Annotated in this window: 15 protein-coding genes and 1 pseudogene; 6 read left to right on the forward strand and 10 right to left on the reverse strand. The window is 43.4% G+C overall.

The window, feature by feature from the left end:
* Nucleotides 1-46 precede the first annotated feature (46 nt).
* Entirely contained in the window at nt 47-1,177 is a 1,131-nt protein-coding gene (locus A9237_RS17995; protein WP_009704951.1) for an HlyD family secretion protein, read from the reverse strand.
* Nucleotides 1,177-1,563, reverse strand: coding sequence for a DUF3302 domain-containing protein (locus A9237_RS18000; RefSeq protein WP_078608897.1), 387 nt, complete (start codon nt 1,561-1,563; stop codon nt 1,177-1,179). Before A9237_RS18000 ends, A9237_RS17995 begins: the two co-directional genes overlap by 1 nt.
* Nucleotides 1,564-1,709: 146 nt before the next feature.
* Here A9237_RS18000 and A9237_RS18005 point away from each other — a divergent pair, with 146 nt between their 5' ends.
* Nucleotides 1,710-2,600 (forward strand): DMT family transporter, encoded by an 891-nt coding sequence (locus tag A9237_RS18005; RefSeq protein ID WP_078608899.1) that lies wholly within the window; start codon nt 1,710-1,712, stop codon nt 2,598-2,600.
* 119 nt (nt 2,601-2,719) lie between these two features.
* On the opposite strand, the gene A9237_RS18010 is transcribed toward A9237_RS18005, so the two are convergent.
* The 4 genes from A9237_RS18010 to deoD all read right to left on the reverse strand — a co-directional run bounded on the left by A9237_RS18010 (nt 2,720) and on the right by deoD (nt 8,189).
* Nucleotides 2,720-4,303, reverse strand: coding sequence for a GGDEF domain-containing protein (locus tag A9237_RS18010; RefSeq protein ID WP_078608901.1), 1,584 nt, complete (start codon nt 4,301-4,303; stop codon nt 2,720-2,722).
* A complete protein-coding gene (locus tag A9237_RS18015; RefSeq protein ID WP_009704947.1) occupies nt 4,287-5,771 on the reverse strand; it encodes a tetratricopeptide repeat protein in 1,485 nt (494 codons plus the stop codon). Before A9237_RS18015 ends, A9237_RS18010 begins: the two co-directional genes overlap by 17 nt.
* Before the next feature lie 169 nt (nt 5,772-5,940).
* Nucleotides 5,941-7,410, reverse strand: coding sequence for a lactate dehydrogenase (locus A9237_RS18020; RefSeq protein WP_078608903.1), 1,470 nt, complete (start codon nt 7,408-7,410; stop codon nt 5,941-5,943).
* A gap of 68 nt (nt 7,411-7,478) precedes the next feature.
* A complete protein-coding gene (deoD, locus tag A9237_RS18025; RefSeq protein WP_005441106.1) occupies nt 7,479-8,189 on the reverse strand; it encodes a purine-nucleoside phosphorylase in 711 nt (236 codons plus the stop codon).
* Nucleotides 8,190-8,587: 398 nt separating this feature from the next.
* On the opposite strand from deoD, the gene A9237_RS18030 reads away from it, so the two are divergent.
* Genes A9237_RS18030 through A9237_RS18045 form a run of 4 tightly spaced genes read left to right on the forward strand, consistent with a single transcriptional unit; the run spans nt 8,588 to nt 12,709 of the window.
* Nucleotides 8,588-9,538, forward strand: coding sequence for a YbgA family protein (locus A9237_RS18030; RefSeq protein ID WP_078608905.1), 951 nt, complete (start codon nt 8,588-8,590; stop codon nt 9,536-9,538).
* Nucleotides 9,528-10,331 carry a MerR family transcriptional regulator gene (locus A9237_RS18035; RefSeq protein WP_009704945.1) on the forward strand — a complete coding sequence of 268 codons (804 nt, stop codon included), beginning with the start codon at nt 9,528-9,530 and terminating at the stop codon, nt 10,329-10,331. Before A9237_RS18030 ends, A9237_RS18035 begins: the two co-directional genes overlap by 11 nt.
* Nucleotides 10,332-10,354: 23 nt before the next feature.
* On the forward strand, nt 10,355-11,770 hold the full coding sequence (gene phrB / locus A9237_RS18040) for a deoxyribodipyrimidine photo-lyase (protein ID WP_045479712.1): 1,416 nt from the start codon (nt 10,355-10,357) through the stop codon (nt 11,768-11,770).
* A gap of 6 nt (nt 11,771-11,776) precedes the next feature.
* Nucleotides 11,777-12,709, forward strand: coding sequence for a L,D-transpeptidase family protein (locus A9237_RS18045; RefSeq protein WP_078608907.1), 933 nt, complete (start codon nt 11,777-11,779; stop codon nt 12,707-12,709).
* Between the two features lie 189 nt (nt 12,710-12,898).
* Here A9237_RS18045 and A9237_RS27635 read toward each other — a convergent pair.
* The 3 genes and pseudogenes from A9237_RS27635 to A9237_RS18065 all read right to left on the reverse strand — a co-directional run bounded on the left by A9237_RS27635 (nt 12,899) and on the right by A9237_RS18065 (nt 17,973).
* A pseudogene (locus tag A9237_RS27635) lies at nt 12,899-13,945 on the reverse strand (phage integrase).
* 150 nt (nt 13,946-14,095) lie between these two features.
* Nucleotides 14,096-17,134 (reverse strand): COR domain-containing protein, encoded by a 3,039-nt coding sequence (locus A9237_RS18055; protein ID WP_078608910.1) that lies wholly within the window; start codon nt 17,132-17,134, stop codon nt 14,096-14,098.
* 233 nt (nt 17,135-17,367) lie between these two features.
* Entirely contained in the window at nt 17,368-17,973 is a 606-nt protein-coding gene (locus A9237_RS18065) for a helix-turn-helix domain-containing protein (protein WP_078608915.1), read from the reverse strand.
* Between the two features lie 487 nt (nt 17,974-18,460).
* On the opposite strand from A9237_RS18065, the gene A9237_RS18075 reads away from it, so the two are divergent.
* Entirely contained in the window at nt 18,461-18,658 is a 198-nt protein-coding gene (locus A9237_RS18075; protein WP_078608918.1) for a hypothetical protein, read from the forward strand.
* A 525-nt stretch (nt 18,659-19,183) separates the two neighbouring features.
* Here the strand turns inward: A9237_RS18075 and A9237_RS18080 are convergent.
* Nucleotides 19,184-20,290 carry a DUF4062 domain-containing protein gene (locus tag A9237_RS18080; RefSeq protein WP_078608920.1) on the reverse strand — a complete coding sequence of 369 codons (1,107 nt, stop codon included), beginning with the start codon at nt 20,288-20,290 and terminating at the stop codon, nt 19,184-19,186.
* Between the last annotated feature and the right edge of the window lie 355 nt (nt 20,291-20,645).

The following is a 20,645-nucleotide window of genomic DNA, read 5'->3' on the forward strand; positions in this document are numbered from 1 at the left end:
CTGTCAGCCCCTGATTACACTTTTTGATGCGTTTTTCGCCATTAAATTAATGGTCTAGGTATAGGTAGTTTTGCCAGCTCTTCATGCGGATAAGCACTTTTCGCATGATAGAAACGTGGGTAAAGCTATCTGAATAAACCGCGACCTCAACCGCCGTACCGAGTGGTAGGTGATACTCAGTCAGATCATCAGTGATTTGCAAAGTAACGAACACACGACCACTGGTGCGAAGCGCATCGGTACCCAGTAGTGCACCACGTGCTTGGAACTGGCTTTCCGCGATGGCAGGTAGCACTTCGATGACCTTACCTTTGAACACTTGTCCCGGTAGCGCACGGAACATGAACTCGGCCTCAAAGCCAGGTTCTAGGCGTTGCAGAGAGTTTTGACGAAACGCTGCGGTGTACAGTTTTTGTTCGGTGTGAACGAAAGTCATCACAGGAGCAAGTGGCAGCGGTACCGCCATTACGCCCGGGCGCAATGCCAACTGAGTCACGTAGCCGTCTGTTGGCGCTTTCACGACGGTTTGATCGAGGTTGAACTCTGCTTGGCGTAACTCGGCCAATAGTGAAGCAACCTGAGTGTTTTCTCCGCCGACTTCAGAGTCCAACGCAATTTGTGCTTGTTCACGTTTGGACTGAGCAACTTCAAGCGTCGCTTGAGCCGCTTTAAATGCTTGACGGCGAGTATCCAATTGTTGCTCGGTGAAGGCGCCACGATCGAAGCCACGTTGGTAACGGTCGAATTCGCGTTGCGCTTTATCACGCTCAGCAAGTGCTTTGATGACCGCTGCTTCCGCTTCTTGAACGCCAGACTCTAGCCCCAGTGCACCTTGGCTGGCTTCTTTCACTTTCGCGCGCAGCTTATCCACTTCCGCTTGGAATGGAATCGGATCGATACGGAAAAGTACATCACCTTTCTGCAATGGTTGGTTTGGTTGAACAGGTACTTCAATCACTCGGCCACGAACGCCAGAAACGACGGGTGTGGTTGAGAAGACTTGGTTACCAATTTGCGTGAACGGATGGTTGTAGTTCATCAGCAAGATAAGTGTACCGACCAACACCACACCACCAAGAACAGCAGTTGGAACTGTCCATTTGTTCAATGGGATATTGAAGATTTTGAAAATCGCGATACATAACGCGGCGTAAGTCAGAACCAGTAGTAAATCCATTATTGTTCCTCCTTACCTTGTTCTTTTTGTGCTGGAGTGCTTGACGTTGGCTTTTCGCCTTTCAGCGTAGAGACTTCTTTTTTCAATTCGTTGACTTCATCTATTAGCTCTTCGAGGCGATGATGGATATCATGCGTTTCTTGTTCGAGTTGTTTGAAGCCCCAGCCTCGTTCTTTGCGCCATAATGTCGCCCAAATCCAAAGGAAAGGCCAAAGGGCGTGAAGTGTGAAAAGGCTTACCCAGCCAGCGTAGTGAATAGCGTCTTGGTGAGGATGCTCGCGCTCTTTTGCTATTTCATAAGGAATATCGTGAATCACAATGATTCCGTAGAAGATAACCAAAGCAACGAAAATGAGTAACCCAAGTGCAAAATAGTCTAGAAACATCTTACTTCCCTGTGCTTGTTGCTAAATAGAAAAACTTACGTAAATTAACTGTTTAAGTATTTGATGAAACAATAAGTGAATCAAGTTATTTATAACTCGATGCGCTGTTATTGAGAGATACGGCATGCAATACGAAGGAGTAAGCAGTGCAATATTCAGGTGAGATCGCTGCAATTTGCGCGGCGGTCGTTTGGGCGGTTGCCACATGGATATACAGTCAGTTCAGTCATCGCTTTTCGGCGATGCAGTTGAACATTGTCAAAGGCGTTATTGCGTCGGCGATGATGCTGGTGGTCATGCCATTTTTGCCGCAGGGTATACCAACACAAATTGAACCATTACATCTCGCGGTATTGGCGATTTCCGGTGTGATTGGTATTGCCATTGGTGACAGTGCTTACTTCGCTGCGTTGAAGCGCATTGGTCCGAATAAAACCTTATTGCTGGAATCTCTTGCTCCTCCGCTATCGGGCGTGCTTGCTTTGGTGTTTCTTGGTTCGGAGCTGACATTACAAAGTTGGCTTGGCGTGGTAGTGACAACCGCAGCAGTGACTTTTGTGGTCTTTCAACCTTCTTCTTCAGGCGAAGAAACAAATTGGAGCGGCATCGGGTTTGGTCTGTTGGCGAGTGTATGCCAAGCTTCGGGTGTGGTGATTTCGCACTATGCGTTGGTTGCAGGCGATCTTCCACCGTTGCTTGGTGCATTGATTCGACTCAGCATTGGTGTGTTAGCGGTTTGCTTGGTGATTAAAGTCGTTGAGCCTGCACCGTTTAAAGGCATCAAGCAGCACATTCAAGAGATGGGTAACAAAGCAATGGGATGGTTGTTACTGGCGATCTTTGTCGGGACCTTTCTTGCCCTTTGGCTACAACAGATTGCGTTGAAGTACGCCAACCCAGCGATAGCGCAAACCTTAATCGCCACAAGCCCGCTGTTTATCTTAGTAATTTACGCCATTAAAGGTGAAAAGGTTGGCGTGAAGAGTGTAATAGGAACATTGGTCGCGCTCGGCGGTATTTCATTGTTCTTTCTTTAAGTCTTTCTCTTAACGAGTGGAAGCAAGATATAAAAACGCCCCAGTTTGAGCTAGGGCGTTTTTTGTTGTTCAGAGCTTGGTTTGTGGGGCAGAGCTTTGTTTATCGTTGAGGGCTTGACTTATAGCTCAGTACACACTTGATTTCGGCCGTTGGCTTTCGCGCGATACAGAGCTTTGTCGGCACGATAGAAGGTACGTTGAGTGTTTTCACCTTCGCGATGTAAGGTGATGCCGATGGAGACGGTCAAACCGCGCTCGCCCAAGATTTCATGCCAACCAAACTGGTAAATGCGCTCACGGTAGTTTTCAGCGTGCATTTCAGCTTTAGCGACTTCGGTGTTTTCAAGAATCACCAAGAACTCTTCTCCACCAAAACGTACACATGAAGACCCACGGAATTTAAAGTAATCGGAGAGTTCTTTCGAAACGTTCACAATGGCTTTATCACCCACTAAGTGGCTTAGCTCATCGTTAATCGATTTGAAGTGGTCAATGTCGATAACCAGTAAGGCAAAAGGCGTGTCGTGCAGCAGCAAATCTTTGAGCTTCACTTCCAACCAACGTCGGTTGTGCAAAGACGTCAGAGGGTCTGTGAACACGTCTTGTTGCAACTGAGCTACCGTATTTTTGTGTTGTTGAGTCGTCTCTTTCAGTTCTTTGTTTTCAATCTCTGAAAGGATTAGTTTGAGTTGTAATTCAAATCGAGTGAGGCGGCGCAATTGCGCAGGCCCTAGCTCGCTGATTGGAATGTGTTTCACCAAGTCAGATTCGACACGAAACGCTTTCTTCTCGTAATTGAGTGCCTCTTTGAACAAACCTTGCGATGAACACACTTGGCTCATTGCATTGTAAAAGCGGTTCGCAATCAGTGGTGAAGAATGTTCGTTGATACGTTTGCCAGTCGAGGCCAACAGTAGGTTTGACAGCGATTGGTGACCGACTTCATTCAAGCAGTAAGCCGTCTCTATTTTTACCATGGTTGAGAGCCAGAATGTGTGCTGCTTACCGGTCGCATACTGGATTTGAGAGATGGCAAGCAGCGCTTCGTTGTACTCTTTTTGTAAACGGTGCAGTTTGGCTCGGTATAAATGAATCTGACCCGTTAGGTTTTTATCACTGACCAAGATGCTGAGTTCTTCACATTCGCTGAGCAAGTCTGTCGCCGCGCCGATGCGCTGAAGGCTGATGTAACACGCCAACATATAGAGTTTGTAGCGTAATCTCAGTGAGCGGCTACCAATCGCATGATCAATTGCATCGATCTTTTGGTAGTAGCGTAGAGCGCGATTATGATCGCCATACGCGTCACACAGATTGCCCATTCCAATGATAGCTAACACGTACTCATCAATGTAACCGTATTCCACCGATATATTGGAGGAAGAGATGTACTCGGTTAATGCCGCGTTGTAGTCGCCTTTCTCGACCAAGCGATCGCTCAAGCTCGATTTCACCGAAAGAATGTCTTCGACGTCCTCTGGCAGTTTGAGTAAATCGAGCGCGTGGCGTAACTCTTCAATGCTTTCTGTTAACTGTTTAATCTTGCTGCGATACTCAGCACTGATGATATAGCAATGCGCTTTCTCTCGATTGGTTGAAGCAATATGTAGGCGAATGTGTTCCCACAAGATCAACGCCTCTTCACCAGTGACTGAGGAGGGATCCATGCCTGCATCAGTGACCTTACTAAGCAGTTGTTCCATTCTTCATTACCTCAATGTGGCTCTCTTCCAACTGCTCTAATGTGAACGGGAAGGTTAGGATGTCCTGTAGATAAAGGGTCGGCTTAGGGCCAGTTAAACCGCGACGTTTCCAAGGGTAGATGTCTAACATCGCGCAAACGGTGCGGTAGAGATCTTCGGCGGCTTGATCCTTTTCAGCAATCAACATTGCCAGACGGTCGCTGCTCAAGCGAGAGATAAGATCACTAGACGTGGTGAGCGAGTGGACTAATTCGGTACAGATGTCGAGAAACGCTGGATCGGAGTGACGTATCATGATGATCGCATGATTAGAGCGTTTCAATTCGGTCTTAAACAGAACCAGTTGTTCCCACCAATAGGTTTCTGACACTACATTTGAGAACTGCTTTTCTGGGTCATATTCATGTTGAGCACGAATACGGTTGATGAGTTTTCTTGCTCGCTGTTCTAGCTGGCGTTTTGAGCCACGAGCTTTGTCCATGCTGACTCGGTGTGTCTGCTCTTTAAGCATCTTGAGGGCATGTTTGCGATATTTTTGAAACGCTTGGAAAGCGAGCTCGTAATTGCCTTGCTCTTCGGCAACTCGTGATTGTTGGAAGCAGATTTGGCTGAGTAGTTCACCGTTATCAAACGCGAGCGCGGATTGTTCGGCGGATTGCAAAAGTTTAGCCGCACTTTCGGTGTTTTTACGCAATAGTTCGAGTCTTGCTCGGCTGATGAAAGAGTGGGCCTTCATCCAAGTCAGGTCTTGCTCTATCGCGAGCTGGTGGGCTTTTTGCGTCGCTTCTTCTGCGGCATCGAGACGTTCTAAGCCAAGAAGCGCCAGTCCTTTAAAATCCCATATCTCAGCTTGCCAAGTGCTGTCTTCATGATCTCTCAGGACTTCGGTTGCGCCGTCTAAAACGGTGAGCATTTCAACAAAGTTGTTGAGTAGGTAGTAATCCCAAGCCAGCAGGATTCTCGCTTTCCCCTCTAACCAAGCGATACGGACGTTATTTGCCACTTTAACCGCAAGCTCGTGCGTGGAAGCGGCAAGCTTATGTTCATTAGTGATTCGCCAAACATTGCCTAGGCCAATTAAGGCTTCGATTTGAATCTCGATGTCGTCGACCAAGGCCGATTGTTCAAGGGCATTAATCCAATATTGTTGAGCGGAGTAATATTTAGCTTGTCCCCAATATTGAAGCGCGAATAGGTGGAGAATTTCTGGAAGGTGATCGTCAGTATCGAGTTGAATTTGAATATTGTAAGCGTCTTTAATCAGCTTTAGGCCATGACGATAGTCCATGCTACACCAGCATGCGTGCGACATGATGATAAGTGCACGGATCTCGCCATCGACAAATAGAATTTGCTCTGCACGAATACGGCACTGCTCTGCGATTCGGAATGCTCGCTCGGGATCAGATTTTATCTGGCCTTCAAGGGCGTTGAGCTCGGCCTCGAGCTGAATTTGGCTTTTATCCAACGTTCACATCCATGACTATCGAACTGGAATTTACACCTAAAAACAAGTGGTTAGATGCGTTTATCGTTTTGGTGTGGAAAATGGCCACACCAATAAGGAATCGGATACTGTAATGTATACCGTGTTCAACACTTACTTACCACTCATAAATGAGTAAACTGTTAAATAGTCATGACAACAATTGTTTGATCGTTAGCGGTGCGTCTGTGACCTTCAGTCTTTGGGCAGCAGTAAGTCCTTGCTTATCCTGATAGCACAAATTATGCCAAGCTCTGAATATATCTAAAAGAGGCAATATCCCGGCAGGTCGTAATTTGCGACGTGGCTCGTTGATAAAGCTCTCAAACAGCAGTTGGAAGCGGTTTTGATAGAACTGAATGTGACGTGTTGTTGCCACATTAAACCAGGCTTCTGGCTCGTTTTTATCGCCAGCTAAATAGCAAATACCCTTGTTACACTCATACTGGCTAGAAATCGCCCAGCGATCTCGCCACCAACTCATGTAGGCAATGTCTACTTTGCCAAATGGCGCATTCATGTCCCAAATCGCATCTTCTTCTACGTACATCAGATCCACATTTTTCTCTTGGATACGAGACAAACAAACGCTCAACGCAGCAGAGCGGAGCAGGGGATCTTGAGGCATGTAAATAGAAACGCGCTTCTCAGGGCAGCACATATCTAGCACATGAAGATAGTGCGCATAAGAAGTGTATGGCGGACGAATCAAAGCGCCCTTGGATGGGTAATGGAACACCGAAAGGTTACCCAAAGGATCCTCAACGTTGCCACGAGCCAGAATGGTTTGATATTTCTGATCGATGCGCTCACGCAGTTTTTTAGACGGTGCTGGTGGCGGTTCACTCGCTTCCGCTGTGTATTCTTGCGAGACAAAGCGAGACACTTCATCGTATGGGTTGTGATCCAGTGTAGCGACTGGCTCATCATCAGAAGAGTAGTTCACATGCTGACAAAGGATATAACCCGAATGTGCTTCACCCGAAGCGATCCAGTAAACGCCATTATTGCTGTTTGGTTGCAGCGCGACGTAGTTCGACGCGAGCTCATAATGCTCAGCGTGGTTTACCCAACGTGCATCAATCGTTGCCAGTTTGCGTCGGCAACGGCTAGCGATGTGGTCAACATGATCGTAAAAGGTTTTTGGGTTGATGCTGAGTTTGCGGCAGATTTCACGAACGGAATAACCAGTAAACAATAAGCCCATTAAATTCTCTTGGAATTGAAGCTTTTTGTTGGCACCAGACCATTTATCGACAAAAGTACTTTGACACACTTTGCAGCGGTAACGTTGGCGATCGCCACTGTAACCGAAAGCGTGATAGAGGTGTTTATGAGTATGGACAGAAAGCCCAAAGTTATCGCAGTCATCGTTGCGACAAGCAGGTAACCCGTCACTGTGGACGTGACGCAGACGATGAAGCTCGTTCACTACATCGCGGTTATTAAGTAAGGGGGGGAAAGCTCCACACTCACGGCATACCATCGCCGGACGTTTAGGGTTAGCATGTTGCAAAACGTATCGCTTTGCATCACTCAATCCAAAGTTGTCACACGCCAATGTTTTACAAAAGTTGAGTTGTAACCCATCTGCGTCCCTTGGCAGTTCGCCGTTAGACACAATCGCCCCCTCGGGATAATTCTTGCAGCCGGTCAGGCCCCGGCTGCTATTTACTACTTAGGTGTTTCTTAGATGTTGATTGCTGTTTCTAGAGCAACTTTCATCATGTCGTTGAACGACTTTTGACGCTCTTCAGAGCTTAGTTTTTCGCCACGGATGATGTGGTCAGAAACTGTTAGGATAGTTAGAGCTTTCGCGCCTAGGTCAGCAGCAACGCCGTAGATACCAGCCGCTTCCATGTCTACACCTAGGATGCCTAGTTTTTCCATTTTCTCGAACAGGTCTGCTTCTGGTGTGTAGAACAGGTCTGCAGAGAATACGTTACCAACTTTAACTGGTACTTCTTGAGCACGTGCTTGGTTAACCGCTTCTTCTAGAAGACCGTAGTCAGCGATTGCAGCGAAGTCGTGGTTGTTGAAACGGATACGGTTAACTTTTGAGTCTGTAGATGCACCCATACCGATAACAACGTCCATTAGTTTAACGTCGTCACGTACTGCACCACAGCTACCTACACGGATAACGTTTTTCACGCCGTATTCAGCGATTAGTTCGTGCACGTAGATACAGCAAGATGGGATACCCATACCGTGGCCCATTACAGAAACTTTCTTGCCTTTGTAAGTGCCAGTAAAGCCGAACATGTTGCGAACGTCACAAACTTGTTTCACATCTTCTAGGAACGTTTCTGCGATGTATTTAGCGCGCAACGGGTCGCCTGGCATTAGAACTGTTTCAGCGAAATCACCTGGTTGTGCGTTAATGTGTGGGGTTGCCATAAGTGCTCTCCAAAGTTTTGTTCAGGTAAAACGCATCAATTATAGAATGCTATTACCAATTCTGTTGAACTTGTTCGTTTTCGTTGAGGCCATAATATCGGGACAGGGTAAGGGTACTTGAGAGTTAAGTCACAAAACGGTCGGTTTTAGTGTTTAAATATTCTGTTGATAACTAAATCTGTTGAAAGCAAAAAGGCAATCGATTTGCTTTTGAGCAGTTTGTCGATTGCGCGCACAAATTCTTCCTTTCTTCGCCTAAATTTTTTCTGAAATTGTGCTGATCGAATTCCTGTACAACTGAGTAAAACGGTTAAATTGTACAATTTATTTTCTTGTACAATCTGGAAAGGCTTGCTATAAGTTATACAACAAAACATTTTGTATAGGGATGCGTCATCATGGAATCGTCAATCAAAGTAGGTATCAGCTCTTGTGTGTTAGGTGAACGTGTACGTTTCGACTCTGGGCACAAAATCAGCAACTTCGTTACTAAAGAATTAGATGGGTACTTCAGCTTCGTGCCCGTATGCCCGGAAGTCGGTGTTGGCATGACAGTGCCTCGCCCAACCATTCGTCTAGTGAGCAACGAAGAGCGCATTGCATTGGTCGAAACAAAGAATCCTGAAAACGATCATACCGATAAAATGCTGACGTACTCAGAAAACAAAGTGAACGAGCTGCAAGGGGAACAGCTGTGTGGCTACATCGTATGTGCTAAGTCTCCAACATGTGGCATGGAACGTGTGAAGGTTTACAGCAAGAACAGTGCTGCAAAAGAAGGCATTGGCTTGTACACCAAAACTTTGATGGAAAAAATGCCGTGGTTACCAGTAGAAGAAGACGGTCGCTTAAATGATCCTGTATTGAAAGAGAACTTCATTACTCGCGTTTACTGCTTGAACGACTTTTATGAGTCGATGGACGGCGAGCCAACCCGTGGCAAGATCATCGAGTTCCACTCACGTTACAAACTAACACTGATGGCGCACCACCCAGAATCTTACCGCTCTCTAGGTCGATTAGTGGCTGATGTTGCGAACTATGAAATCGAAGACTTCTACAGCGAATATCGCCTTGGCCTGATGAAGGCATTGCAAAACCGCGCGAGTCGTAAAAATAACACCAACGTGTTGATGCACTTACAAGGCTACTTTAAGCGTTCGCTGAGCAGTGATGAGAAAGCAGAGTTAGCGACGGTTATCAGTGACTACCGAACTGGCCTGTTACCATTGCTTGCCCCGTTAACCTTAATTAAGCACTATCTCAATGCGTACCCAGATGAGTACCTACAAAAACAAAAATATTTAGAACCATACCCGCAGGAGATGAGACTACGTTATGGATTGTAGCCAAGAAGAAAAACTATACGCAATTAGAGATGTATCAGAGTTGACGGGCGTAAAACCCGTCACCCTGAGAGCTTGGCAAAGACGCTATAACTTGATTCAACCTCAGAGAACAGAAAAAGGCCATCGCCTATACCGCCAACAAGACCTAGATACGATCCGTGAGATCCAAGGGTGGCTTGCCAAGGGTGTGGCGATTGGCAAAGTTAAGGGATTATTGGGTCAAGAGTCCGATGTTGACGTCGCCTCTGACGTTCAGCGTTTGGAAGAAGCCGAAGCCATGCTGAAAGCCCTGTCCGAACTCAACCGTGGCAAAACGGAAACCTTGTTATCTGGTGTATTAAAGGAATACCCACTTAACATTGTTATAGAACAGCTGATAAACCCAGTTTTCGAAGCGTTAGACTTAGTGAAAGTGTCGCAGCGTTCTCTGCAACTGGGGTTGTTCCAGACTTGTTTGATCACTCGATTGGCCTTGGTTGTCGATTCTGAAAACAAAGCGTCCTCAAAGGGTAAATGCTTACTGCTTAGCTTTGACCAAGCACGTGATTCAGAGAGTTGGGTACAAGCAGCAAAACTGTGTGAACAGGGCTATCACATTACTTTGATCGATAAAGTAGAAGACGTTTCTGGTCTGATTGACCATGACGTGCTCTCTCGTTATCAATTCGTCCACTTCTTCTCAAACAAAGCACTGCCTATCAAGCAAGTGGAAGTGCTAACCACTTTACAAACACAACTTCCAGAAAAGGTTCAGTTTTCTGAAGTGATAGAAAAGTTGCACTTCGCTGCCTAAAAATACCCTCGTAAGGAGACGACATGATTCTGGTTTGGTTTCGACGTGATCTAAGAACGTTAGACCACACAGCGCTTAAGGCTGCTCTCGATTCTGGGCAGCCTGTTGTTGCCGGTTTTGTTGCAACGCCAGAGCAATGGCAAGAACACCACATGGCACCCATGCAGGCGGATCTCATTGCACGACGTTTGACGCATCTTGAAGAAGAGCTTACAGAGCTTAATATCCCGCTCCTGTACAAAGAAGTACCCAAATTTTCCGACGTGACCGAGGTCATTAAGGGTTGGGCGTTATCATTGAACGCAGAAAGCGTCATGGCGAACATCCATTACGAGGTCAATGAACAAGCGTTAGACCGAGAGGTGTCAGAGGTTCTTGCTAAAAGCGACGTCGCGTTCGAAGCCTTCCACGACAAATGTGTTCATGCGCCAACCACGGTATTAAACAAGCAAGGTGAATACTTCAAGGTATTCACGCCATTCAAACGCGCTTGGTTGCTGAAATTCCAAATGCCAATGGTGTTCAAACCACAACCGCAAGCCGAGCTGTCCAAAGACGTGCTTCAGACAGTTGAAGCAGATCTTTATCATGCCGATGTGCCTTTTTCTTACCCACGCGAATCCAGTGAACGTTGGCACGCCTCAACCACAGATATTGTTCAACAGCTGAGAGAGTTCGCCCGTGAGCGCAGCGATGCGTATCAAGCAGAAAGAGATCTACCTGCTGTCGATGGAACCAGTCAGTTATCTCCGTATCTCGCAATTGGCGCGCTGTCTCCAAGACAATGTATCGCAAGGCTTTATGCAGAAAACCCACTTCCTGATCTCACCGAAGGGAAAGCCACTTGGTTGAGTGAAATTATCTGGCGAGAGTTTTACCAACATTTATTGGTGTTTGAACCAAAGCTTGTTAGAGGAAAGGGCTTTATTCCGTGGGAAGAGAAGATCCAATGGTCTTATGATGAGCAAGCTTTCGAACGCTGGAAAACAGGCACAACAGGGTACCCTATTGTTGATGCTGCAATGCGCCAACTGAACATGACGGGTTGGATGCACAACCGTCTACGCATGGTTGTAGCGAGCTTCTTAACTAAAGACCTGCATATTGACTGGCGTTGGGGAGAGGCATACTTCATGAGTAAGCTGGTGGATGGCGATTTCGCTGCCAACAATGGTGGATGGCAATGGTCGGCGTCCACGGGCTGTGATGGGCAACCTTACTTCCGAATCTTCAACCCTATCAGTCAGGGTGAAAAGTTTGACTCTGATGGCACCTTTGTTCGCCATTGGGTACCGGAAATTAAAGAGGTACCGAATAAGTTTATTCATAACCCTTGGCTATGGAGTGGTTTTAATTTACTGGATTATCACAAGCCGATGGTTGATCACAAGGTGGAAAGAGAGATAACCTTACGGCTCTTCAAAAACGCCAAGGAATAGAGAGAGATGCCTAGCAAGAAGCGTCCGATGAGTATCGCTAAACGAACCCTGTTGTCTGTATCGCTATCTTTAGTGAGTGGTTTGTCATTCGCAAAGATGTACGAATTGCCGGAGGACGGGGCGCGCGTCATAGGCCGCATGGAAAACCACGTGGTTGAACAAGGCGAAACCATGGCAAACATTGCTAAGCAGTACGATGTTGGCATGCTGGCGTTAATGGCGGCCAACAAAGGCGTGGACCCTTTTCTACCAAAAGAAGGCCACGTTCTGACTATTCCTACTCAGCTTATTCTCCCAGACGTTCCCCATAAAGGCATCGTTATTAACTTGGCAGAGCTGCGTCTTTACTACTTTCCGGCTAAAGAAAATGTGGTTCATGTATTCCCGGTAGGTATTGGCCGTATTGGCCGAGACACGCCAGAGATGACAACGAGCATCAGCCAGAAGCGTCCAAACCCAACCTGGACACCACCTTCATCTATCCGTGCGGAATACAAGGCGAAGGGCATTGACCTACCTGCAGTCGTACCAGCTGGGCCTGATAACCCACTCGGTATGTTTGCGCTGCGCTTGGCGTATGGTCATGGTGAGTACTTGATCCACGGTACTAACAAAGACTTTGGTATTGGCATGCGTGTAAGTGCGGGTTGTATTCGTATGGACCCTAACGACATCGAGTGGCTATTCGACAAGGTACGTCGTGGTGAAAAAGTGAAAATCATCAATCAGCCAGTTAAAGTCACGCTAGAACCAGACCGCAGTGTATTTGTTGAGGCGCATGAACCATTGACTCGCAGTAACGGCGAGAAAGATCACCTACAAATTCCACAAGAGTTGAATTGGTGGTTGGATGAATATGGGATGACGAATGCGAAAGCTAAAGCTAAAGCAACGATTGCTGCTCAGAATGGTGTTCCAGTAGAAATAACCGCGCCTTAACAAGCGTTAAAGCGCGGAATCACATCTTACTTAGTGTAATGCATAGCAAGTTCTTGAGCCCTTTAAAGTCAAGAGTTTTCCCGTTGTTTCAATGACTTAAAAAATGTGCGTTTATTCAATATGATTTAATATCCGTCAGTAACGATAAAATTTGTCATCACTTTGCCGCCACTTTTTTGGATTGAGTGGCTACAGAACTAAACTGGAAGTAGGGTTCAATTCAGCTGCTTGAATTAGGTGGTAGGGTGAAAAATGGGCATATCTCATTGTCATCTTGATGTCACTGTGACCAAGGATTTTTTGCAATACTAGAATGTTTCCGCCTGCTCCCATAAACCGACTTGCAAACGTATGACGAAACACGTGCGTATTTTGCCCTTTAGGTAAGTCATGGAATGTCTTGTTAACAATATACGCGATGCCGTGAAGACAGCATTTAAATAACTTATCCTTGTCGCCCGTTCGCTTAAACTCTATCAACTCGTTATAGAGTTTCTCTGTGATTGGCACAGTACGGTTCTTTTTGCTTTTGGTATCAAGACACGTGATCTTGTATTTCGTAATCTGTGGAATACGAAGATTATTAGCTTCGGAAGTGCGTGCACCAGTAGACAAGCAAATCTTGCAAACTAGTTCATATTCTTTGGCTCGTTTACTTTTGCTTATCCTATCGAATAGCGTAGTGATATTTTCATTTGAGAAAAAGCCCATTTCGGATTCAGCGACTTGAATCGATTTAACACTGGTAAGTGGGTTTAGTTGGGTCCACTCGCCAAGGGCAATAAGCTCATTGAAAACGGCTCGCAAATATCTCAAATCGAGATTGTTGGCTGGAGCAGAAATTGATTTCCCTGCAGTAGTCTCATCACCGTATCGGTTTTTTGCTTTTCGACTAGAACGCCAGTGAACAAAGTTTTTTGCAGTAAACTTGATTGCAAACGGGTTGCCGAGTTCTTCAACGATAGTGCAGAGGCGAGGGTAAACTTTTTTCGCGGATTTTAGGTGTTGACCGTGCAGCTTATACCAAAGTTCGACTAAGTCTTGAAGTGTGCGTAAGTCCTTCTTATCACTAAGCTAAGGTTTGTCGCCGACTTCTTTCATCAAGAACCTTTCGCAAGCTAACGCCTCGTCTTTGGTGGCGAAGCGTTTACGTTTTCTGGCTCCACTTCGGCCTTGCGGGTAACACTCGCAAAGCCATGGTTTTTTATTTTCGCCTTCAAGCTTTCTTACAGACATTGTTTTAATCCAATGAGTGTTAGGGACCACAGTTGTTTAGCCTTGATTTTCATAGTTTTTATATTGTAGATGGTGAACTGTTATAGAAGTGCTATGAATCATCGAGGTATAAAAAAAGCTGCTAAAGCAGCTTTTCTATCTTATTCCAAATTAGCCACCTAGGCTAAGAACTGTGACAATGGGCATTGCGAATTTGGCTGCTAACTCATTGTATTTGTTTGCAAGTGATTCGACTTGGTTGTATAAGTTACCTGCCTGGTCGATAACTTTGCCTACGCTGTTTGCCTTAGTTAAAGCAGCTTCTAAGAAGTTTTGAACTCTAGAGAAGTGCTTCAAATTTCTTTCTGCTGATTCTTTGTCTTCAACTTCTGCTTCTAAGGTTTCAATTGCTTGAGAAACTTTTGAGCATTCTTTAGTTGCAAATTCTTTCAGCTTTCTGTCGCTATTAGTTAGTTCTTCAATCGCTTCTTCTATATCTTCGATAACAAACTCTGACTGACCTTTGAACGCCCTCAACTCTTGTTTTATATCGATAGTAGAGGTCGCTGTGGCTGTTACTTCTGCAGCTTGGTCTTGCGTAGTTGTGACTGTTGTAGTTACGTTTGCACCAGTAACAGTGTTGGTGTTTTCATTATTCATTATGTTTATCATTCCGCTAGGAGCTGATTCTAACAAAGTTTGAATCGCTCTCTTGGTATCTTGTGGAGGTTCGATTTCGCCCAAAAGCTCGCTTATGTTGAATGCTCGGCCTAGTTTTCCACTTATGTATTTTGACTCGCCCATCGACTTTAATCCTATAAGCTCAGTATAGCCCACAGTTTCAGCTGAGTCATTAAGCGGAATTAGCTCTTGTAATCCAATTGCGTTCTTGCTTGCCAATTTATCAATAAGTTCATTTATTGTTGACCTTAAATTGATAAATAGATCTCGTTTCTCAGCGCCGCTAATTTGGATGTGAAGCTCTCTCTCTACTTTGGCTAGTTCTAGTTTCGCTTGAGCTCTTAGGTGAGACGGTGTGAGTATTGCACCTGTCCTCCAACGCTTATCACCATGAATCCACTCATGTATTCTAACTAGCAGCATGGGCATCAAGTTTGGTGGAAGAAACTTTTCAAACTTGAACATAAAGCGAATGCTATCTTCCTGGACAAGCTCTGAATCGATAGCTGAAGTATCAATTTGTGGAGGAAGAAGTATAGGTATTAGGTATGTCTCAGAGCCTACCGTTCGGTGACAAAGTTGGAATGTTTCCATGGCATCTAAGATATATGATGCTTTGTCTTCAAAGCGTCCTACAGCGTCAGAGTAACTATCAAGAGCTGCTTGGGCCTCTTTTATTGAAATGACACCGTTGTTTTCAGCTAAAGGCCTTGAACGTATGAGACCATAAATACCCTCAGTTATCCATGAAGGCTCAAGAATTGCGGTATTATGTTTTTTTAACTCTTCAAAAGCGATTACTTCACCAAGATCGTGGAGCAAACGTAATAGAGTCTCTTTAGCCACTTTGTTTCTTATATCATGCTTTGAACAGATTTCTTGGTACGTATTTAAGTGTAACAAGTCGTGTGTTTGTGCCTGAGATTTTAGTTCATTTTTTACGTTAAGCCAGTTTTGCGGTAACTCTAGTCTTCGCATTGGCAAGTCAATGATGCAACGGTTTAGTGTAGCTGATAGCCTATCTAGCCCCGTGCCTTTTAAGCATGACACTTCATGAAATGCGACAATATTTGGAAACTTTGTTTTAAGTCGGTTAGTTTGAATATCACCATGGGGGTTTTCGTCTATTTTATTCTTTACGACAATAATAGGCGGCTTTCCACCCAGGCTATTTATTTGCGTAAGCCATTGTTCTATATCTTGGTCTTTGTGCAAATCATTTTTCCTATCCTCAACTACTAATACATAGATACTGCGTTTTGATAGGAAAAGCTGATGAGTTGCTTGCAATATTTGTTGCCCACCAAAGTCCCAGATAGCAGCATTAATGCAACATTCATTTTCTAATGGTACTTTGTAATTCATTATTTCGATGCCGTCAGTCTGGCTTTCTCTTTCATCGAAATCATCGCTTACGAGCCGTTTCATCAGTGAGGTTTTACCTGCAGCCCCATCCCCAACAAAAACCACTTTTGCTTCATTTAGTGTGGTTGTTTTTCCTGTCATCGAGGAATAATATTCAATGATAGATTCTCTTCCTTGTGCAAGTAGCTCTAATGGAGGATTTTGTAATGGGTTTTCAGATAAGTTGATAGTTCCTTCTTTTATAGCTCTTTCCCTTGTTTTTCCAACATTTATTTCAAGGGATAGAGCAATGCTTTTGGGGATATTGATTATTTTGCATCCACAAGCGCTTATTCTTCTAAGTTTTTTGGGTAGATTGTTCGGTATTTCTTCTATTGGGTTTAGATCGACGTGTAACAATTCTATATTTGTCAGACTCTTTATGAAATCTAGGTTTTTAATATTACACTTGTTTAAGTATAATCTTTTGATTTTTTTGTTTTCTTTTATTCCATTGGTATCTATAGGCATGTTTGTTAAGTAGAGCGTTATTAAGCTTTCCAGCTCTAGTGCTGTTTTTAGAATGCTACTATCTAATATTGAACTACTTAAGTTTAAATTGGTTGCTCTATTGATTGATGAAAAGTTGTGACTTTTAATATTCAACCCAAGTATTGTTACGTCTTCGATATTTTCATTTAAAAATATGTTTTGTGGAATTTTCTTGGCTAAAGCTGGGGTGTTATCAATAGATATGCCATGAATGTCGTATATCGTTAATTTTTTAATTTCCTTGTTTTCTCTAAAATCATAACTTTCTATTTCTGGTTTAAAATGAGAAATTATACTTACTTCATTTAATTCCTTCATTTTATTGATTCGAGATAATATTGCGCCTGTAAACATACCATACCAACTGAAATATTTTAAATTCTCTGAGTTTAAAATATCAAAATTATCAGCTTTAATACGATTGTCTATATGAATTCTTAAGTTAAATACGTGTTGGGGAACTTCAAAAGAAACTGGATTATTTGAATCTATATGTAGATCTATGCTAGTTAGATTTTTTAATTCATCAAATATGGATGGGTCATTGTGAATATTGGTTTTTATATGTTCAATATTTTTGATTGAATTTAAAATATCTATATTTTCTTTGTTGATAATTATATCTAAATGCAATAAGTCTTCTAATAGTTTTAATTCTTTAAGCTTTTCTATTATTTTTTTCCGTTAGACTCTTCTATAAAAGTGTCGCAATTTGCTATTTTTATTAATTTGTCATTTTTCACAACAAGTAAAATTGTCATGAAGTCTTCGTCGAGATTCTTATCTACAATTTTTACGTTGTTACTAATGTTGGCAATGAACCAGTCTTTAAACTCATTGATGGGTTTTATCATTTTTATCTAGCCTTACTTTTTCTTCATTTCCATAGCTACACGGCCTACAACCTTGATATCTTCTTCGGATATTTCAATGGTCGAAGTATCAAACGTGATGGCTAATTTCTTACCTGGTAAACGTTGCAGATAGTTCACAGAGATTACACCGTCAATATCAAGTACGTAGTCACCAGAAGATGGCTGTTTCTCGGCGGTGTTGACGTATAGCTGAATTCCATTTTGCTCAATCACAAAAAGTTCATCTTTGACGAGTCCGAAATCTTCCAGAGTCGATAGTCCAAGATCGACAGTACCAGTTTTTTCTAGCTGCCCATTTGCGAAGATGAACTTATCAATGCCGCTCGTTGGTGAGGAATCATTATTCAGAGGGAAAGGTTCACCTTTTCCAAGAGCCATGTAGCGAACAGAAGCTCCCGTAGCCAAGTGAGTTCTGACTATCAATTCCCACCCAGTTCGGTTGTGCGTGTGCCACGTAGAAAACGTAGAGTTAGGGACACCATAGTAATCACTGAGCAATTCATACGTTTTGCACTCAGTTACCGCCTTTAGCTTTTCGGTAAATTCTCGACCACTAAGGTAGTCAAATGGTGGTGCCTTGGCTGGAATTCTGCTCATTAGATAAAAAACCTCCATCTCTCCTTAGCTAAATGAGTAATTGATTGCTCAAATGCAACCTTTAACTTCTGTTATGAAAATGAAAATTATCAAAGCAGAAATTTTGATCTAATAATTACTCAAACGCGAAAATGGTTTGTCAATCTCACTCAATAACCATCATTAAAATCTCAAACGAGCAGGATACCACTTATGGCAGCACTGCAAATAGCAATTGATGCACCCGTATGCACAAAAAAGGAATTTTTGCGTCGTACTGGCATGTCTTCCTCTTCATTTGATCTCTAAAAGGACCTTGGCAACATTCCTATTGTTCTAAAAGACGCTTCTGAAGTCCTGATTATGGTGAATATGGTCAGCACACTGAAGACGCGGTCACCATCAAGTTCAATGGCGGAAAAGGTGTGTACACAGACACGAGTATCTGCCTGTTTATGGGGAAGCCGAATGTAGACGTATCAAGCACTGTAGTTGCAGGAAAAGACTTATGATACTAAGCAAAGCATCACTGAAAGAGAAGTTAGAAAACGAGTTAAAAGCACAGGGCTTTGTTCTTGATGGTGAATTCGCTATGGCAGGTAAGATGGCAGAAGCCATTGCTAATGCAGTAGTGGACGAAATTACTCAGAATGCCCAAGTGCCAGTTACAGGCGGCAGCTCAACCGAGAATTACAAAGTAACCTAAGCTAAACACATACCATATCATCACCAAGAGCCCACCATGGGCGCTTTTCTTATATCCAAAGCCCAATGGTATGGCTGCAGCCTAATGCCACGGAAAGGAGCAATCAGGTGACGGAATCTGCACTCCTCCTCCCCACCTGCGACGTTTTCGACCTGATTTTTTCGCAATTTTGATTTAGTGAAAATCTACGATGCTAGGAAAGGCGTAGAGGACGCGATAAAACCCTTTGCCATAAGGGTTTCGAGTGATATGAAAAGCCGCTGAAAAGGGCTTATATTGCGCCTAATAGAATTTCAACAATTATGTTTTTTTCGATAAATTGAAAAAATGATGATCAGAAAAGATCTTGGATTAAATTGTAACTTATTGAATTATATTGGGTGGTTGTAATTTTTGTCAGGGTTTTAATGATCTGGTGAGAAAAGGTAAAGATCCATTCTGGTGGTTTTAAGCCCAGATTTATTAAGGCCTGAATGCTAATAACAGGCCTAAAGTAAATTTTCGGAACCGATCTTTCAAGAGAGCTTACGATTCATCTTCAAGGATTAAGTGATGCGCACAAAGTTCAAGAATCACTTCGCGTCTCATTCCTTCCGTAGATTTCTTAACGCCAGTTTCATAGTATTTCTTCAATGCTTCACACTTATTTGAGGAAAATCCCACGAAACAATCCGAGTAGCGATAAGTTATTCCAATAGCTTCATCATTCTTCAAATTCGTGATCTCGAAAAAATCAGTCTTCATAAGATAGCTATACCAATCCTCACTTGGCTCTGTTAGAGTTAATTCATCTACTTCTTCCAGTGTCATTTGTAAATATTCGTCATTGAAATCAGGCTCGTCATTCTCTTCAGACACGTATACCGATGAACAAAGAGGTCCAATTTGCTTGAATAATAATTTGTAGAAATTATAAGTAGCCTGTCTTATTTCACTGTGATGGATTAATTCTTTTGTTTTCTGTTCCCCAACCTCTTTGTCATGCAAGCTACCAACTAGGGCTTCAAGTTTAGAGGATGAACCAGCTAATTTGCTAAGTATTGATGCCATTTCTTCCACTCTATCTTGTTCTTTACGCTTTTGTAAAAATGAAAAGAACAAACCTGCCCACTGTTTTTTGAGGTGGTTTTCGATATCAGTAAACGACTGATAGGTTTCAATTCCATTGTTGGTACTTGCGCGATGAACTGATTCTATAAAACTAAAAATAGAAGTCGCGTCGCTTTGCTTTTGAATTGCTGGATAAGTAATTTGTTCGGCGAACTCTCTACTGTGCTCACGTGAGTTTTCTTTGTAGTAGTGCTGGGCAGCAGAAACATCTGCTTTCACAAAGGTAAAGATTGGTAAACCAAGTTCTCGGGCTCTGTTGTATTCTGCTTGAGTAATTGACTCACCATTGCCACCTCTATACTTGCCGCCGTATCGACCAGAAATAATCAAAACAAACATGTCACAGTACATCACCTCGTTTACGCATGATTCATGAGTGTGTTCATCGACGTCATAGTAAACACCGCTGTATTCGCTTAAAACGGGTGTAAAGCCGTAGCCACTAATAAATCGCTCTAATTGAGCGCGTTCTTCCTGTAGGTCATAACAGGTAGAACTTACGAAAACCTTTGGTATAGCCATGTTGTTGCTCTTTATTGTTTTTAGTTGGTGTCGACATTCCTCAATGCATACGAATATAACCCATTGACACAAAAGGGGCTATGATCTACGAGACAAACTCACTGGCAAAACGTAAAGATTTACGTTTGGTGAATAAAGCAGGTTTTCAGAGCTTCTAAGCCAGATTATAACTACAACAAAACTAATTGATGAGATGATGCGAGTGAGCAGAAACCACCGTTCGTTGAGTGGGCATAATTTGTATGATTAACTGACAGTCGGCATAAAACAAAAGTGGCGACATGAAAACATGTCGCCACTTTATCGCTTTCATCTTGCCTAACTTTTTAATAAATAGAGACTTATTAGGCTGCTT

The organism is Vibrio owensii (assembly GCF_002021755.1).
Taxonomy (GTDB): Bacteria; Pseudomonadota; Gammaproteobacteria; order Enterobacterales; family Vibrionaceae; genus Vibrio; species Vibrio owensii.

Coding starts and splice junctions, on each gene's coding strand:
- A9237_RS18000 (WP_078608897.1), bottom strand. CDS start 1,563: ATGTTTCTAGACTATTTTGCACTTGGGTTACTCATTTTCGTTGCTTTG.
- phrB (WP_045479712.1), top strand. CDS start 10,355: ATGATTCTGGTTTGGTTTCGACGTGATCTAAGAACGTTAGACCACACA.
- A9237_RS18030 (WP_078608905.1), top strand. CDS start 8,588: ATGGAATCGTCAATCAAAGTAGGTATCAGCTCTTGTGTGTTAGGTGAA.
- A9237_RS18065 (WP_078608915.1), bottom strand. CDS start 17,973: ATGAGCAGAATTCCAGCCAAGGCACCACCATTTGACTACCTTAGTGGT.
- A9237_RS17995 (WP_009704951.1), bottom strand. CDS start 1,177: ATGGATTTACTACTGGTTCTGACTTACGCCGCGTTATGTATCGCGATT.
- A9237_RS18010 (WP_078608901.1), bottom strand. CDS start 4,303: ATGGAACAACTGCTTAGTAAGGTCACTGATGCAGGCATGGATCCCTCC.
- A9237_RS18080 (WP_078608920.1), bottom strand. CDS start 20,290: ATGGCTATACCAAAGGTTTTCGTAAGTTCTACCTGTTATGACCTACAG.
- deoD (WP_005441106.1), bottom strand. CDS start 8,189: ATGGCAACCCCACACATTAACGCACAACCAGGTGATTTCGCTGAAACA.
- A9237_RS18045 (WP_078608907.1), top strand. CDS start 11,777: ATGCCTAGCAAGAAGCGTCCGATGAGTATCGCTAAACGAACCCTGTTG.
- A9237_RS18035 (WP_009704945.1), top strand. CDS start 9,528: ATGGATTGTAGCCAAGAAGAAAAACTATACGCAATTAGAGATGTATCA.
- A9237_RS18075 (WP_078608918.1), top strand. CDS start 18,461: ATGATACTAAGCAAAGCATCACTGAAAGAGAAGTTAGAAAACGAGTTA.